The organism is Gracilinema caldarium (assembly GCF_029265695.1).
GTDB classification, from domain to species: Bacteria; Spirochaetota; Spirochaetia; order Treponematales; family Breznakiellaceae; genus Gracilinema; species Gracilinema caldarium_A.
In genome coordinates, this window is the sequence record NZ_JAJUHW010000051.1 from 1 (window position 1) to 16,006 (window position 16,006).

Consider the following 16,006-nt stretch of genomic DNA (forward strand, 5'->3'; position numbering starts at 1 on the left):
GACAGCCGCGATTTTATTTGTGCGCCCTCGGCGCACTATGTCTAAGGTAGCTGTCTTGCATCTCGCGCCGTTGGCGCTCGCTGTACGACAGCCGCGATTTTATTTGTGCGCCCTCGGCGAACTCAGTAGATTCATTTTTAACAATTTAGAAGGAAAATGTCAAGAGGAACATCTTATGTGTATCATGAAATTACAATCTGCAAGGACCACTCCAATTTTTCACCGCCTTGTATTGTCTTGACCGTTTTCCATTCCTCGGCTGCAATAAACAAAGAATCGGGGATGCCGGTACAGGGTTCTAGAGCCACATGGTGGAACCCAGAGAGGCCGCGGTTAATCCATAATCCCAGATATGGAGCAAAATTTGCATCCCAGCGAAGTTCTAATCGGTCTCCGGTAACAGTATTTCTTATGGTGGCCCATCCGCTTGTAAGTGGGCCTGCAAAACCCTTGACACACCGTTCATCAATTTCGCCAGGGACTTGGCAGACATCAAGCCTGATGCCAGGAAAGGGTTCTGGATATGACCAGATATCACCCCGAGAGATTGGCACACCGAGGCCGCCGTCGAGCCTCATGAAAGTAACCTCCCGGGGAAGTTCTATGATGTCCCCCTCTATAATATTTTTAAGCGGATGCAAGGACCATATAAAGGGTTCTTCAGTCGTATTGTGATTTTCAAGGCTGTATTCGAAAAGAAGCGAGTTTTCTTCAGTCATTCTAATTGCCCTGCTAAAGGACATGTTGGTAATAGGAAGATTAACGGTAGATTTAAGAACATTATGCGAAAGAGCATCGGAATCAATTTGCCAGCTTTGATACCAAACTTCTCCATGGTCTGGAATTTGATTTTTCCTGAAAAAACATCCAGCCACCGAGGGAATACATTCATCAATTCCAGCCTGAGGACTTATGCCAAAACTATCTCCGGCTTCATTGGGCCATAGCCAATCAGGTCGGTCCTGGTGCCAGAGCCATTCCCGACCGCTTTTAATGTTGCGGAGGCTTACAACACGTCCCCCTAGTTTGGGAACCATCAGGAGTTCCACAGCGCGGCTCTGTATACCGACAGCATCAAAACCTGCGACTTTAGTGTTAAAAATTTTTGGATTGTACATACTAAACGCGAGTATTACCAGAAAAACTTAAAATCGTTAAGTAAGGAGAACCAAATTCAGAATAGCCCCGGCACATGAAAAACGCCGGGGCTGTACTCAGGGAGCGACTGTTAAAGTTAGCTCACTCCTTAATTTTATCTTTTAGGGTAGTCATGGTATAGCCATACTGGTCTTTCATGTCCCGCAGGGGCTTATCAACTGGGATATCTGCAGGGAGGCCCAGTTTCTGAATAACCTGTTGGGTGGAAACCGAAAGAGCCTTAGCTACATCCTGGATAGTCATTGTTCCTTCCAGTACAAAGTCAGCAGGAACTGTAAAAGCAGCGGCAGCAGGTTTTGCAGTTTCTGTTTTTGCTGATGTAGGTTCGGCTTGCTGCTCTTGAGCCTGCGGAGCTGCAGAAGTTTCAGCTGGCTTTTCGGTTGTGCCAGTTTCTGCACTTTCACCTTCATAAGGCACGCCCAAAATTTTGGCCACGGCAAAGCGAACGGTGTCGGTCTCAAAGTCTTCAATATCTGCAAGGGCAGCTGTATCTTTAAGTTTTGTGGTCTCAGGGACCTTTTTCATATCTAGACCAAGTTCGCGATATAACCGCTCAGTCTCAATTCCAAAAGCAGCGGCCACTTCCGCATAGGTTGATGAGCCCTTAATATCCGCTACATTGATGTTTCCCTTGCTTGCAAGGTCAGTAAGTTTTGGTGCAACAAATTGGAGCATATTAGTAGCTTGACCGATGAGGGCAGCCCCAATATAGATAGCGAGTCCAATAATGATGGGAGTCCACAAATTAACTGCCTTACCCGCCAAAGTTGCAACCAGTGAAGGTTTCTTTGTAGGACAGGCGGTTACACATTCCATACAGGCAATACATTCGGGGGAATTCACCACCTGTACGGTCGAAACCTCTACATTCATGGGGCAAACCCGGTCGCATTTGGAACAGCTGATACAGGTGCTTTCCACCCGTTTAATTCTAAAAAGAGGGACCCTACTCAGAATTGCGTTCACTGCTCCGAGGGGACACATATATTTGCAAAACACCCGATCATAAAACATGGAACCGACCAGAATAAGAATAAGCAGTACAAAACCGACGGCAAATTCGGTCCAAAGATCGGGGAAACCAACAGATAAATGACCAAAGGCAGCTAAAGGATCATAGGGCCGAATGACAAGGCTGGCGGTTGTCCAAGTAAAGTAAATAATTGCAACCAAAACAGGATATTTCGCCCAACGTAAGACCTTATCAATTTTCGCGGGAACTACAAAACGTTTCTTGAATATTTTCTGTCCGATCCAGCCAAAAACACCCTGCAGAGCACCAAAGGCGCAGAACCAACCGCAGAAAAAACGAGAAAGCACTAGGCCAAGGGCTACTACAGCCCCAAATAACACGATATTTCCAGGTTCAATTTTTTTGATGAACTCCCCGCCAGCAAGGAATTTCATCAATGTTTCAAGGCCTCCGAAGGGATCTAATGCATCGATCGAAGGTATTCCCTGCATTTTTTGATGTAAAATGGTCAGAATCGTAAGTCCCACTAATACGATTCCCAGGGAAATCCGCCGCGCAATCTGGACGGGGTGCATTTTTTTCGCCATCTCAGTTCCTCCTTAAAAAATCTATTTTGCTTGTTCTGTTGCCTCAAGCTCAGACTTCATAGCTTTAAAAGTTTCAGCTGAAATTTCTCCCCGTGCGTACCGTTCTATCAAGATATCAATACCCTTGGTGACCGATTCCTGTTTTGCATAATGTCCTTTTCTGCTGAATGAAATTATAAGCCAAACAATTAAAACAAGCAAAATTCCAATTCCTGCCCAATGCAGGATTGAAAACCAGCCTATTCCAGCATAGCCATAAAAACCGCGTAACAACATAGAATCCTCCGTATATTGTTTATAGCAATTTCCATGCCAAGAGATCGATTGGATGTAATGTTTTATGAAACATAAGAGAACACTTTTTAATTTTTTCAAACCATTGGGTAAATATATGTTATATATATACATATACTAATTTATATGTATTTAATATTTTATTTACCATAATTTTTTTAATTAAAAAAGAGAGATACAATAATAAACCTGAACAGCGAGAAAATATTTCTCTATTTGTATGAATCGCAGGACAAGCGCGGGAATTATTTACCCCTTTATTTTCCGTTAGACTATGTAATACCGGCCTTCATTTTCTGCCACCATGCCTTCTTTTTGCAAAGACTCGGCGGCAGAACGGAGCCGTTCGTATTCAATTTCAGTAGATTGAGCCAGTTGTTCCAGGGTTAAGGGACCAGTTTTTGCGAGACTGCGCACAATAAACCCCCGGGCCTCGCGGAGAGAACCCTTAAAGGGAGACTGCCGCGTATAGTGAGCGCTGCGGCGGCTTGGATTTTCTGTTATTTTTTTGAGTGATGCTCCATAGTCCATCAACGCGTAATACCACTGGCGTGGTTGCTCCCTGTCCAGAGTCTGTTCTAAAATGGGCAAAAGCAAACTATCCGGGACCTTTTTTTCATCATGATAAAAGAAATGCAGGACAGCTGAGCGGATATTTGTTTCGATAAACACAACAGGCTCATTGTAGGCAAAACAAAGAATAGCCCCTGCCGTATAGGGTCCGATGCCAGGAAGCTGCAGAAGAGCTTCCCTCGTTCTTGGCACCTGGCCGCCAAACTCGGTCACGATTTTTTCAGATGCAAGTTTAAGAAAGCGTCCCCGCCGATTGTACCCAAGCCCCGTCCATTCACGGAGTACTTCTTCCATAGAAGCGGCGGCCAGGGGTTGTGGGGTTGGCCATTTTTCCATCCAGCGATGCCAATATGATAGGACCCTACCCGTCTGTGTCTGCTGGAGCATCACCTCAGAAACGAGGACAGCCCAGCTGTCATCTATGTTACGCCAGGGAAGATCTCTCCCTTGAACCTTATAGTTTTCCCAGACAGCAGATTTGAATTCCGAAATTTGATCAGAGGCATAAAAGAATGGTTCTTTATTTAGCATAACCTTATGCAGTCCGGGATTCCAAAAGTGCATTCATCGATACAACTGCCTGTTTACCCTGTCCGCTCACCACAGCGAGCTGCTGAACCATTTGTACAATGCTGGCATTTTCGCGGACTATTGCATCTATTTCTTTATTTAAACGTTCCGAAATAGCCAACAGTTCATCAATTTTCAATTCCACCGTATGGCCCTCTTTTTGCTGTTTTCCCGCTTCTTCACGAATGCTGTGGGCCGTATCGGACAAATCAGAAAGATTCTTTCTCAGCTGTTCCGAAGCGCCTTGCTGGGCTTGGAGGGCATTCCGTATTGATACGATGCTGTCCAGGGTAAGACGTGAACTTGACGAAACTTCAGCCAAAGCATGGGTCATACGACCATTAGCTTCTACGCTGGATTCGATCCGGCTCGTAATTTCTCTAATTGAATCCCGGATCTTACCGGCCCGCTCTGCGGAAGCGCTGGCTAAATTTTTAATCTCATTGGCAATGACCGCAAAACCCCGCCCTGCAGCCCCGGAATGTGCTGCTTCTATAGCGGCATTCATGGCCAAAAGATTGGTCCGTTCTGCAAAATCTTCTACAGCTTTTACAATATCAACAATTGTGCCGGAGAGGCTTTTTATTTTATCGATAGTCTCGGTCATCTCTTGGGATGCGATAAGTCCCTGCTCAGCCGACTGTTTGAGCGCTTCCGCAGAGCGGGCGGTCTGTTCCATATGGGTTGCCACATCGGCCACAGCATCGGCCACTACAGAAACAGAATCGGCAGATTGCCTTATGCCTTCCGCCTGATGCTGTACTCCAGAGTTTACCCTTTCCAAGGAGGCTGTAAAATGCTGAATAGCCTGCCGGGAATCTTGTACCGCCCGGATCTGGGCCTCTGCACCATGGCGAATCTGTTCTGCTCCGCTGGCCATTTTTTCTGCAGAACGAGCAGCTTGCCCCGCATCATTATCTATTGCGGTAGTAATGGAGGAAATAGTCAGCGCCGTTTCTTCCAATTGGCCGATAAACTTTCCAAGCTGTTCCGTTTTTTGCCGGACAGCAGCTGCATAGGTTTCTAAATCCTTGTATAGCCGGGAAGAACGAAAGGTAAGAGATATAAATAAAGACAAATTAAGGCAGAAAAAACCAATTCCCTGCAGCCAGACCAGAGGTTTTTTTCCCAGCACTGAATAAATGACATCGTGGGTTCCCAAACCTACCCCAAGAATTACTCCAAATAGCAGAGGAAGCGCTTCCTTTTTGCCTTTGGCTACAGAGCGGATTGTAACAACTGCAATGAAAACTATACAAAATTGAATGAATAGCAGGGCTGTATTAAAAACCTTACCTATGGCAATTAGGTCATTGCTGACACTGAGAAAAGTAGTTGTTATACCGAGGGGAACAATAAAAAGTAGCCACGAAAACCATCGCGGCATTCTTAGTTCGCAAAAAGCAATAAAAAACTTAACCAGGGCTGCCATAGAAATGCTCAAACCTGCTTTGGCAATTGCACGGTTAATCCCATAGGGTAGCATTGTAGAAGAAGCACCTATCTCTGTAAAATAGAGGGCTATAGCAAGGGCTGCCAATGCATACCATAAATGCGGTGTATCCTTTTTCCGAACCAGCCACAGAGCAAAAAAATAGATACCTATAAAGGCGCACAGGGCTGCTAAAATGGTGTACAGGGTGGCATTTAAAAAAGTGACCACATTTTCTTCGAACAGGACTGTCGTTTTGTCGGTAATGTCAGCGGTATACAAAGCAACCGAACTTGCCGGGCTGTAAAGCCGCAGGGCGAGCACGTTCTTGCCCGAGGTTTTAAGAAGACCAGAAGGAAGTAAAAAATAAGCAGAATGGTTTCCAGGAAGGGAAAACCGCTCCGTTTCGGAAGGGAAGGTGCCCCTTGAAGCAACTAAAGAGCCATTCAAATATACTTTATAGGCCGCATCAAGCCTGCCTAACACAATATAATAGGGCATCTTAAAAGGCACGGCATTTAATTCAAATTCGGTATATAGCCATGCATATCCGCCCTGGAGCTTAACATCTCCGGGTATAGAACAGGGACTCCAGAGACTGGGATCAAAATTAACAGAAGAACCATCAATGACATCTCCTACCTGGGTTTGCCATTGGGAAAGGGCATACTGATTTCTGCCATTACTTTGGCCAAAAGCCGACAGGGATAAAAAGACCATCAGCAGTAAGGACAGTACCCTTTTAAACAACATTCATGTTTCCTCTCTACAAAACTTACAAAAGGTTTATATTAAACAGCTTTCGGCATTTCTACCTCTTTTGCAAGGTTTCTATAATATAGTCCGCAATAGCCTCCGGTCCCATATGGTCCGTGTCTATAATTATATCAGCAAAATGGTAATCGTTGTTGTCAATATTATATAAACGGAGATACCGCTCCCGATCCTGCCGGTCCCGTTCTGCGGTAAAAGAGGCTAAGGCAGCACGGTCTCCCCCTTCCCGCTTGTAAATGCGTTCAAGCCGCACCTCTGGAGATGCTTTAAGGTACACTTTAAGGTCCGCTTCCGGGAGCATCCAGATAGCCAGCCGGGACCCCAGTACACAGCCCCCATCCTGGCGTGCCAGTTCCACCTGTCTCCGGTCCACTTCCCGGTCCCACCATTCGTCATCCTTTGCCTTTTCTAGCACCGCTTCCAGGGTCAGACCCATCTCTTGAGCCAGGGTCCGGAAAGTAAAATTGATGAACCTGAGCCCTAACTTTTCAGCCACAAGGCGGCTTACCGTGGTATTCCCGCAGCCGCTTTTTCCGGAAATTGCAATTTTTGGATCCCTTTTATTCATTCTATATTCCTTAGTTGTTCCCGTACATTTTCCAGTGCGTCCTTCATGGTAACCACCGCCCGGCTCACATCCAGAATCGGACTCTTGGACCCAATCGTGTTCACCTCACGGTTAATCTCCTGGCAGAGGAAGTCCAGCTTTTTACCCGGCGCGGGGTTACGCTCTACCTCTGCCCTAAATTCCGCTAAATGGGCTTTAAGACGGGTTAATTCCTCCGAAATCGTATATTTCATTAAAAGAACTGCGGTTTCCGCAAGAATTCTGTTTTCGTCGATGCTGTCTCCTAAAAGCTCTGCAAAACGGCTGCGAAGGTTTTCTTTAATTTGCGTTTCCAAGAGGGGGGCATGCTGCTCAACCACCCCAGAGGCGGCCTCAAGTTTGGTTATATGGCTCAGGATATCGGCCTCCGTCGCCCGTCCCTCCCGGATCCGTTCTGCTTCAAACTGGTCCAGAGCAACTTGCAACACCGGTTCAATAAGCTGCCAATAACGTTCTGGATCTCGGATTTTATCAATCTGGAGTACTCCCTCCATGCCAAGTATCGTATGGAGTTTTGGTTTTTCGTCCAGGGCAAGGGATTGGGCCAATTCCAGCATGGCCGCATAATAGGCTTGGGCAGCACTTTTATCGATAGATACCGATACATCGGTGGCCAGTTCTTTGAGGCGCAGGGAAAGCTCTATCTTACCCCGTTCGCAGCGGGCTGCAACAGCCTCACGGATACGATTTTCCAGCATACCAAGAAAGGGGGGCAGATTGATGAACATTTCCAGAAACCGGTTATTGTATCCCTTTATTTCTACCGAAAGGGAAACCGTTTCATTTCTCAACTCTTTATACGCATAGCCGGTCATGCTCTTCATGATGCAACTCCTCGTAGAGGGCTTGGGCTAACTTCCAATTATCTCCGGCCCCCATGGTAATAAAAAGATCGCCCGCCCTTAGTTCCTGTTTCAGAAAGGGCAGCGCATCCATCACTTCATCAAAATAGTACACCTGGTCCCGCAGTGCCTGGGTTTTTTCAAAAAGTGTTCTGCCAGTAACACCACCAGTATATTGTTCCCGGGCGGACCCATAAATTTTGTGCAGAATGACCACATCGGCAGCTTTAAGGGAAGCGGCAAATTCATCGAGCAGAGCTGCGGTCCGGGTGTAGGTGTGGGACATAAAACTTACCACAATCCGGCGCCGGGGATAAAAGGCACGGAGGCCTTCCAGGGTTGTCTGGATAGCCGTCGGATGGTGGCCGTAGTCGTCCATGATGAGAATTCCATTGGCTTCTCCAATGATTTCAGAGCGGCGTTTGCTCCCCTTAAAAGACCCAAGGGCGGCAGCAAGGGCCTCGAGGATTTCATCTTTTACCGTATCGCTGGCTGTATATGTTTTATAAAGGGAAAGACTCAAGGCCAGGGCAGCGGCGGCATTCAGCACCGTATGCTTTCCGGGAACAGGGAGCCTGAACGTCATGGGAAAACCCTGCAATGTAAAGATGGTACATTCATCACCATTCTGCATGCTGCTTATTCGGTAATCCCCCTCTGCACTAAATCCGTAGGGTATAAGGCTTATGTCCTTCCGTTCAGCGCGAAGCAGACGGGCCACTTCACTGGCACCCTCATCATCGGCGCAATAAATAAGCTCTCCCCCCTGAGGAAGGAGCCGTCCATATTCAACAAAGGCATCCCGTATGGACTCATAGGTCGGATAATAATCCTGATGGTCACTTTCCACACTGGTCAGCACAATACGCCGCGGATGAAAAGAAAGAAAATGGCGCCTGTATTCGCAGGTCTCGGCTACAAAAAAACGGTCTCCCAAAACGAGGGTAGATTTCCCTTCAAAGTTGCCTACTGCACTTCCTGCTAATATCTGGGCCGGCAGAGCAAGGCCCCGGAGAAGAGTCCCGGTGAGGGCGGTTGTGGTGGTCTTTCCGTGAACGCCCGCAATGCCGGACGAATCAAAACGGCGGGAATAGGCTCCGAGGGCGTCGGTATATTTGAGAACCGGCAGAGACCGGGCCATAGCGGCCTTGAGTTCTTCATTGGTATCCGGGCTATAAGCCGCAGAATATATGACCATATCTACGTCGGGGGGAACATTGAGAGCAGAAAAGGTATCGCGGTAGGGTATTCCTAAACGTTTAAGGATTTCATCGGTGTAAAATTGCTCAGGCCGGTCAGAACCGGAAACTTGGGCACCTGAACGCAGGAAAAGCTCCGCCAGGGCGCACATACCGGTACCCTTTATACCGACAAAATGGACCTTGAGGCCCTTAAGGTTTTCGGGAAGATCAAAGAATTCCATAGACGCATCCTAACCTAACGGAATGCTTTTTTCAACGCAACCTAGAATGATTTCATACAAATTCCACTTCCCAAATCGACAATAGGCTGATACAAATAGATTTATGTATTCCTTCTCCGGCTCCCAAGAGGTCTTTTCGTGGCTCTCCGGTTTTATCAACTTTGAACGGGGCCTTTCAGCTAAAGCTTTCAGGCTAGACAGGATGCACATCCTTGCGGAACTAGCGGGTCACCCAGAACTCAGTGCCCCGGTTATTCATATCGCAGGATCCAAGGGCAAGGGATCGGTAACTACCATGATTGCATCCATGCTCCATGAGGCGGGATTTAAAACAGGCCGCTATGTGTCTCCCCACATTACTGAATACCGAGAACGGGTATCCCTGGCGGATCGTTTTTTTGATGAATCGGTATATGCGGAAGCGGGCAATGAACTGAAAGAGCTGGTAAACAGGGCGGTTTTGCAGTATCCAGCACTTTTTAGTCCCGATGCTCCGGAAGGAGAGAGCCCTACCTTTTTTGAACTCCTCACTCTATATTTTTTCCTCTGTTGCCGAGCCTCCCGCTGCGATGTCATGGTGGTCGAGACCGGTATGGGTGGCCGCCTGGATGCGACCAACATTGTGGACCCTATACTCTCTGTCATTACCCCCATTGAACTGGAACACACCCAATATCTTGGAAATACCATAGAAGCTATCGCAGGTGAAAAAGCAGGTATTATAAAACCCGGTAGACCTGTACTTGTATCAGAACAGCGAGAAGAAGCATACAGAGTCTTTCAGAGCACTGCCAAGACTTGTTCATCTCCCCTCTGGTACATTCCAGAATTGGCTAAAATAAATCAGCTTAAGGTCAGTAAGGGGGGAACTGAGTTCTCCATCAATATAAATAAAAGAATGCCACACTCACCGCTCAACGATGGAAGCGGTAAAACAGCTTTTTTCATCAATCTATCGCTGGTCGGAGCCATACAGGCCCACAATGCCCTCCAGGCGTATACGGCGGTCAGACTTACCTATCCAGAAATTAACCAGGAGATTTTACTTAAGGGGCTTAAGAAAACGCGCATCCCAGCCCGGTTCGAACGGATACGAGAAGAGCCGGACATCATAATCGACGGGGCCCATACACCACGGAGCATAAAGCTCTGTACAGAAACCTTTGTAAGCCTATATGGCTCCGGCAATATTCTTCTTTTTGCCTGCGCTGCTGACAAGGATGCTGCATCCATGGCTCAGATTCTGCTTCCGCATTTTAATCAAATTGTCTTAACAACGCCGGGGAGTTTTAAAAAAAGCGACCTGGAAAAAACACGAAAAGCCTTTACAGATATACAAGATAGCTTTAATGTGGATATAGAGTGTATACCGGATACAGAGGAGGCTATCCGGCGAACATTTATGTTATCAAAACAACAGCACAAAGCAGTCCTGGCAGCTGGTTCATTCTATCTTGCAGCCGAAGTCAGGACTTTTAAGTTATAGTTATAAACAAGGATGTTTTTATGAATGATAAAGCAGCAGCAAAATATGATGAAGATGTAATACGGATTATTAATCAACTTAAGAACGAAATCATAGAACGCAAATGGGCGGAAAAAAAATCCCGAGATGCCCTGGACTACGCTGAAAGTATTATCGATTCGGTCAAACATCCCCTGGTGGTGTTGGATGAAACAAAAAAGGTAATTTCCGCAAACCTCGCTTTTTATGACCTCTTTAATCTCACCCCTGGAATTGTTCTGGGTCAAAATTTTCTTACCATGGCTGACGGTTTTTTTGATTTCAAGGAAATGCAACAGCTCCTGGAAAAAAAACAAGGGCCAGAACCACAGGTCATTGATATTTACCGCAACTTTCATCTTATCGGCAGGAAATACCTTAAGGCGGCTATTCAGGGATTGCAGTACAATGTCAAACACCTTCGCTTTTCATTCCTGACCATTGAGGATGTGACGGACCAAAAAATTGCGGAGATGAAATTACGGAAAGCCCTGGAAGATAAAAGCATACTCATCCGGGAAGTACACCATCGGGTAAAAAACAATCTGCAGATCCTTTCCAGTCTCCTCTCGCTGCAGATCACCACATTAAGCGATGAAAGTCCCTTTCAGGTACTCCAGGAAGCCCAGACGCGAATCATGGCCATTGGGGCGGTTCATGAAAGCCTATCGGACAAGGGTCAGGTGGGGAAAATACCCATCGAAGAACCTATCCGCCGTATGATTGAAGGGCTCGATGCTCTCTTTGATGATAATATCCAGGTTTCGCTAACTATCGATCCCATTTTTTTAACCATTAACCAGGCGACACTTCTTTGTCTTGTACTGAACGAAATTGTCTCTAATTCCCACAAATATTCGTTCCAAAACCATACAGGTTCAGAAAAACGCATATTCATCGAGATTAAAGAATCTAACAATCAAGTGGTGTTGACCATTTCGGATAATGGTAGCGGTTTTGGTATCGGCCAGGACAGGCTTAAGGCAGAGGGCGGCGATTATTCACTAGGTTTCATATTGATAAAGAATCTCGTAGAGCAGCAGCTGCTTGGTCAATGGAATGTAAAACGGCTGGGGGGTCTCATTCACGAAATAAGATTCGGTATAGAAGAGGATCAAACCATTCCGCCTGTTTCGGTGGAAGAACTGAGTTCGTAACGTACCGCTTCACCGGTTTCGGGATCTCTGAATTCTACTGCCCAGGCTTGGAGATAAAGCAGCTCTTTTTCGTGCTCTTTAAAAATACCATGGGGATTATAAAGTTTATCTCCCAGTATGGGCATACCAATCCAGGCAAGATGGCAGCGGATCTGATGACGGAAACCCCGTGCTATTTGCGCATTAACCACAAACAACGATTCATGTTGCGGCTCTGTTTGTACTGAAAGTACGATAGTCCTATAGGGCTTTCCATGATCTAGGCTTATCTCTTTGGTCTTTTTATCTATCACCACAGGCCGGACTGCTTTGCGGCCGGGACCGTAGGGTCTAAAGGCGCTTTCTACTAAGAAGGGAGCCTTACAGGACCAATCAATTTGAAACGGCAGGGGCGGAAACCCAGGACCTATGGCTTGTCTTACCTCTTCCTTTTTTATGCACCAGGCCCGATAGGTTTTAAGAAATAGGCCACCTTCTTGCTGAGCAGATATAAGGTCATAGGCTTCCTGGGTTCGGGCAAAAAGCACAAGGCCGTTGGTATCCGTATCCAGCCGATGGAGCAAACCGCCCTCTATGAGTTTTCTGCCCTTTATGTTGCCGACCTCTGGAAAGCGTTTGACGCACCATTGAACGAGGGTATGTTCTTCTGTGACAGTGAGGGGGGCCGTAGGAAGCCCCGGAGGTTTGTAAACCAGCAGGTACGAGGGGGTCTCAGCACAGACAAAAGGTTCAGATGAGGTCACCATCATAGACCTTGCGATAATACTCAATTACCGGCATACTTGCAATTGTGAAAAAGAAAGAATTTTTAAAAGCTACGGGCAGTAAATTTTTATTAACATTCCAGCTGTTTTCAAAAAACGAACTGGCTAACCATGCTGCCGCAGGGGCTTATGGTTTTTTCCTTTCCGCAGCGCCAGCCTTGCTGCTCATGGTTCTGCTTTTGTCCAACATTTTTCGTGCTGCGCCATCGGCTTTACATGATGTATTTAACAGTTTCAGTAATTCCTATTTAGGTAGTCTTGGAATTTTGTTAGACAGCCAGAGCCTAACATCCTCGTTTATTTTTGCTTCAGAAAATAAATTTTCAGGTATCATTACTATTCTTAACCTATTATGGACAGGGCGTGTCTTTGCACTGTCGCTGCAACGGGGCCTCCGGGTAATATACCCCAACCCTCCGGGAAAACAAAAACCGGTAAAAGATACCCTTATGCCCTTTGCCATAGAATTGGCGGCTATTGCATATGCGCTGCTTTTTATTTTTTCAAGCCGGGAAGCCATTTTATTTTTTGAGCAATCTCGGCTGGGCCGTTTTTTCCCTTTGCTGCTTCCGCTTCTTCGTTTCATTGCGTTGATACTGCCCATTGTAGGCCTGGGACTACTCACCTACGGAGCCTATCGGTTTGTACCCTATAATCCGCCAAGCCGTATGTCAGCATTCCAGGGGACCCTGCTCGCCATAGTCCTTTATAGCAGTGTATCGCTTATTTTTCAGACCCTTGTGAACCCAGACCGCTACAACCTGGTTTACGGAGCTCTCGGCAATGTGGTGCTGCTTCTGGCTAATGTTTACTTCTTCTTCACCTTCTTCTTTCTTGGAGCCCAATTTTCTTATGTAATCAATTCATTCAATGCGCTTATGTTTACCCGCTTTAGAAAAATGCAGGCTTCAGGACCGCAGACTGGGAATAATAAAATACCCAATTTTGAAAAACACATATTTGGAAGTCCATCGGGGGAGATGAAAAAATATATCAGGTCCTACGAAGCTGGCTTCAAACTCTTTGGTGCCGGAGAAACAGGTTCAACGATCTTTTATATTCTTTCTGGCAGTGTTGGAATCTATATCCAGGACGAAAAGGGATCGCTCCAGAAAATTGCGGTTCTTAATGAAGGCAATTTTATCGGCGAAATGGCATATCTGCTTTCCGAGCCCAGAACTGCAACGGCAATTACCGAATCAGAAGCAATTATTATAGAGCTGCCGCCAAACGTGTTTGAACAGGTTTTACAAAATGATCCAGAAACGGCCCGCTATATTATAGATTCCCTTTCGAGACGTATTAAATTTGCAAATGACAAAATGAGAAGTCTGTAGGGATTTAGCTTTTTGCTGACCCAGCTTTCAGCTTTTTTAGTATCTCTTTAAACCGATGCGGCAAGGGGGCTAAAAATTGTTCCGGCTCTGACTGGCCTGGTAAAAGAATGCGAAGCCTTAGCGCATGGAGCATCAGGGTTGCCTTGGGAAACCGATGATCCTTAGCAGAGTATAGGGGATCCCCCAGTATGGGGCAACCCAAAAAGCGCATATGCACACGAAGCTGGTGGGTCCTTCCGGTTTTTGGCCGTAATAGGACGAGGCTGTAGGAACCAAATTCCTGCAAAACGCGGTACAGGGTTACCGCATGTTTCCCCTGGTTTTTAGTACAGGTAAATAGTTTCCGGTTATGCTTATCTCTGGCTATAAAAGTTTCTATCCTGCCCTTTGACTGGGGAAGCCTTCCCCGCACTATGGCTACATAGGTTTTTTTTGTTTGCCGCGCCTTAAACTGATTTGCAAGAAACACCAGGGCTTCATCGTCGTAGGTGGCAATAATGACACCGCTTGTATCCTTATCAAGACGATGTACTATTCCAGGCCGAAGAAGAACTTCAGCGGAGCCTTGCGCTGATCCTGTTTTCTCCCTTGTTGCAACACCAGCAATTTCGGATAAGGGCATTTTGCCCCTTAGCATCCTCCTGTATAGGATCCCATTTGCAAGGGTTCCCCGCTTATTACCCGCCCCAGGATGCACCACCAGTCCCTGAGGTTTATTTATAACAATGACCCGGTCATCCTCATACAAAATGTCAAAAGGAATATCTTCAGGTACAAGATCGGTTGGTTCCGGTGCATCCCAGGAAAGACTGATTTGATCTCCGGGCACAACAATACGGGATACTTTTACATTCTTTCCGTTTACCTGTGCGCAAAGATGCCTCGCCTTAACCTGTGAACGGCTTATCAAATTAAGAACCTCTGAAATATACCGGTCTAGCCGCATGCCTCCCTGGGCTTGGTGTCCAACCATTCCTGAATAGGTTTCCACAGTTTTATTCCTGACCTCCAGTCTGGTCTGGATTCCAGGGCTCTATTCGAATATCGGGCTGCAAAATGGACGGCGCAGACTCCTTTTGCCGGCTCCGTTTATTCTGCACTAGTATGTAGTCCACCAGGGCAGCAGCAACAGAAAGACCGACAGCGACCGAAAAAGAAGCAATACGCTGAGTTTCGTCCATTTCTATGGCCCCGGGAGCCTTGATGGGCCATGGAGCATACAGGCGATCCCAGTTATGGCTATAGAAACGGTATGAATCAACTGCAAAGGTGGTAAAGAACATCATGAACGGAAGGGAACCAAAGGCGACAATTTCGGCTCGGCGCAGATCAAGGAGCCAAGCGGGAAATTCATCCTTCTGGTAGGGAGCAGGCGCTATTTGTTTCGTTGTAACAGACTGTGTATCCTTTTGCTGAGAAACGGCGAAGGGAAGCGGACCGGTAAACAACAAGAGTAACAGTAAAGTGCTCGCCCAAATTCGCACCTGCCCTTCCCTCATTGCCCATCTCCTTTGAAAAGTGCTGTACCTATACGAAGCAAGGTAGAGCCCTCTTCTATGGCAATTTCAAAATCGTTGGACATACCCATAGAGAGTATCTCAAGACTAAGTTCCGGGAAGCGCTGTTGCAGAAATCTTTGGGCCTCCACAAGGGTACGAAAAGATTCTCGAATCTGGCTCACATCATGAGTGAAAGGGGCCATGGTCATAAGTCCCTTTAATGTTATCTGGGGATATGCCATGGCCTGTTCAGCTGCCCTTGCTAAAGATTCAAAGTCGGGATAACCCGTTTTTGAATCCTCTCCGGTATGAAGTTCTAAAAGCACTTCCATGGTCATATCCGCTTTCTTACATTGCAAGGCAAGTTCAGCAAGCAGTTCATCCCGGTCAACGGACTGTATGCAAGAAAAGAGCTGTATCGCCCCTTTCACCTTGTTCCGCTGAAGCCTGCCAATACAATGAAGCTCCATATCTTTTATATCATCCGGAATGGTGCTGAATTTTGCCTTGGC

At 46.5% G+C, this 16,006-nt stretch carries 15 protein-coding genes; 3 read left to right on the forward strand and 12 right to left on the reverse strand.

Going from position 1 to position 16,006, the window contains the following annotated elements; translation table 11 throughout:
* Positions 1–182: 182 nt before the first annotated feature.
* The 8 genes from Q7P68_RS12490 to murC form a co-directional block, all read right to left on the reverse strand.
* Positions 183–1,118 (reverse strand): aldose epimerase family protein, encoded by a 936-nt coding sequence (locus Q7P68_RS12490; protein ID WP_304226173.1) that lies wholly within the window; start codon positions 1,116–1,118, stop codon positions 183–185.
* 121 nt (positions 1,119–1,239) lie between these two features.
* Positions 1,240–2,718, reverse strand: coding sequence for a 4Fe-4S binding protein (locus Q7P68_RS12495; RefSeq protein WP_304226175.1), 1,479 nt, complete (start codon positions 2,716–2,718; stop codon positions 1,240–1,242).
* A gap of 21 nt (positions 2,719–2,739) precedes the next feature.
* The gene (locus Q7P68_RS12500) at positions 2,740–2,994 is read right to left on the reverse strand and encodes an SHOCT domain-containing protein (protein ID WP_304226177.1); all 255 of its coding nucleotides are present in this window, start codon (positions 2,992–2,994) and stop codon (positions 2,740–2,742) included.
* A 285-nt stretch (positions 2,995–3,279) separates the two neighbouring features.
* Positions 3,280–4,116: an HhH-GPD family protein gene (locus Q7P68_RS12505; protein ID WP_304226179.1), complete on the reverse strand. Its 837-nt coding sequence runs from the start codon at positions 4,114–4,116 to the stop codon at positions 3,280–3,282.
* A gap of 4 nt (positions 4,117–4,120) precedes the next feature.
* Positions 4,121–6,340 carry a methyl-accepting chemotaxis protein gene (locus Q7P68_RS12510; protein ID WP_304226181.1) on the reverse strand — a complete coding sequence of 740 codons (2,220 nt, stop codon included), beginning with the start codon at positions 6,338–6,340 and terminating at the stop codon, positions 4,121–4,123.
* Between the two features lie 58 nt (positions 6,341–6,398).
* The gene (gene cmk, locus Q7P68_RS12515; RefSeq protein ID WP_304226183.1) at positions 6,399–6,929 is read right to left on the reverse strand and encodes a (d)CMP kinase; all 531 of its coding nucleotides are present in this window, start codon (positions 6,927–6,929) and stop codon (positions 6,399–6,401) included.
* Positions 6,926–7,792: a YicC/YloC family endoribonuclease gene (locus Q7P68_RS12520; RefSeq protein ID WP_304226184.1), complete on the reverse strand. Its 867-nt coding sequence runs from the start codon at positions 7,790–7,792 to the stop codon at positions 6,926–6,928. Before Q7P68_RS12520 ends, cmk begins: the two co-directional genes overlap by 4 nt.
* On the reverse strand, positions 7,764–9,233 hold the full coding sequence (murC, locus tag Q7P68_RS12525; RefSeq protein WP_304226186.1) for a UDP-N-acetylmuramate--L-alanine ligase: 1,470 nt from the start codon (positions 9,231–9,233) through the stop codon (positions 7,764–7,766). Before murC ends, Q7P68_RS12520 begins: the two co-directional genes overlap by 29 nt.
* A gap of 103 nt (positions 9,234–9,336) precedes the next feature.
* Between murC and Q7P68_RS12530 the strand changes: the two genes are divergently transcribed.
* Both Q7P68_RS12530 and Q7P68_RS12535 read left to right on the forward strand, forming a co-directional pair.
* Positions 9,337–10,719: a bifunctional folylpolyglutamate synthase/dihydrofolate synthase gene (locus Q7P68_RS12530; RefSeq protein ID WP_304226188.1), complete on the forward strand. Its 1,383-nt coding sequence runs from the start codon at positions 9,337–9,339 to the stop codon at positions 10,717–10,719.
* 20 nt (positions 10,720–10,739) lie between these two features.
* Positions 10,740–11,894, forward strand: coding sequence for a sensor histidine kinase (locus Q7P68_RS12535; RefSeq protein WP_304226189.1), 1,155 nt, complete (start codon positions 10,740–10,742; stop codon positions 11,892–11,894).
* On the opposite strand, the gene Q7P68_RS12540 is transcribed toward Q7P68_RS12535, so the two are convergent.
* On the reverse strand, positions 11,852–12,643 hold the full coding sequence (locus Q7P68_RS12540) for a pseudouridine synthase (RefSeq protein ID WP_304226191.1): 792 nt from the start codon (positions 12,641–12,643) through the stop codon (positions 11,852–11,854). The two genes, Q7P68_RS12535 and Q7P68_RS12540, sit on opposite strands and share 43 nt — an antisense overlap.
* A gap of 41 nt (positions 12,644–12,684) precedes the next feature.
* Between Q7P68_RS12540 and Q7P68_RS12545 the strand changes: the two genes are divergently transcribed.
* A complete protein-coding gene (locus Q7P68_RS12545; protein ID WP_304226193.1) occupies positions 12,685–13,995 on the forward strand; it encodes a YhjD/YihY/BrkB family envelope integrity protein in 1,311 nt (436 codons plus the stop codon).
* A 4-nt stretch (positions 13,996–13,999) separates the two neighbouring features.
* Here Q7P68_RS12545 and Q7P68_RS12550 read toward each other — a convergent pair whose 3' ends face one another.
* From Q7P68_RS12550 to Q7P68_RS12560, 3 genes are all read right to left on the reverse strand, one after another.
* A complete protein-coding gene (locus Q7P68_RS12550) occupies positions 14,000–14,986 on the reverse strand; it encodes an RluA family pseudouridine synthase (RefSeq protein WP_304226195.1) in 987 nt (328 codons plus the stop codon).
* Positions 14,987–14,990: 4 nt separating this feature from the next.
* Positions 14,991–15,494, reverse strand: coding sequence for a hypothetical protein (locus Q7P68_RS12555; RefSeq protein WP_304226196.1), 504 nt, complete (start codon positions 15,492–15,494; stop codon positions 14,991–14,993).
* The coding region (locus Q7P68_RS12560; RefSeq protein WP_304226198.1) for a YggS family pyridoxal phosphate-dependent enzyme at positions 15,491–16,006 on the reverse strand (516 nt) is incomplete at its 5' end. The genes Q7P68_RS12560 and Q7P68_RS12555, both read right to left, overlap by 4 nt.

Coding starts and splice junctions, on each gene's coding strand:
- Q7P68_RS12490 (WP_304226173.1), bottom strand. CDS start 1,118: ATGTACAATCCAAAAATTTTTAACACTAAAGTCGCAGGTTTTGATGCT.
- Q7P68_RS12495 (WP_304226175.1), bottom strand. CDS start 2,718: ATGGCGAAAAAAATGCACCCCGTCCAGATTGCGCGGCGGATTTCCCTG.
- Q7P68_RS12500 (WP_304226177.1), bottom strand. CDS start 2,994: ATGTTGTTACGCGGTTTTTATGGCTATGCTGGAATAGGCTGGTTTTCA.
- Q7P68_RS12505 (WP_304226179.1), bottom strand. CDS start 4,116: ATGCTAAATAAAGAACCATTCTTTTATGCCTCTGATCAAATTTCGGAA.
- Q7P68_RS12510 (WP_304226181.1), bottom strand. CDS start 6,340: ATGTTGTTTAAAAGGGTACTGTCCTTACTGCTGATGGTCTTTTTATCC.
- cmk (WP_304226183.1), bottom strand. CDS start 6,929: ATGAATAAAAGGGATCCAAAAATTGCAATTTCCGGAAAAAGCGGCTGC.
- Q7P68_RS12520 (WP_304226184.1), bottom strand. CDS start 7,792: ATGAAGAGCATGACCGGCTATGCGTATAAAGAGTTGAGAAATGAAACG.
- murC (WP_304226186.1), bottom strand. CDS start 9,233: ATGGAATTCTTTGATCTTCCCGAAAACCTTAAGGGCCTCAAGGTCCAT.
- Q7P68_RS12530 (WP_304226188.1), top strand. CDS start 9,337: ATGTATTCCTTCTCCGGCTCCCAAGAGGTCTTTTCGTGGCTCTCCGGT.
- Q7P68_RS12535 (WP_304226189.1), top strand. CDS start 10,740: ATGAATGATAAAGCAGCAGCAAAATATGATGAAGATGTAATACGGATT.
- Q7P68_RS12540 (WP_304226191.1), bottom strand. CDS start 12,643: ATGATGGTGACCTCATCTGAACCTTTTGTCTGTGCTGAGACCCCCTCG.
- Q7P68_RS12555 (WP_304226196.1), bottom strand. CDS start 15,494: ATGAGGGAAGGGCAGGTGCGAATTTGGGCGAGCACTTTACTGTTACTC.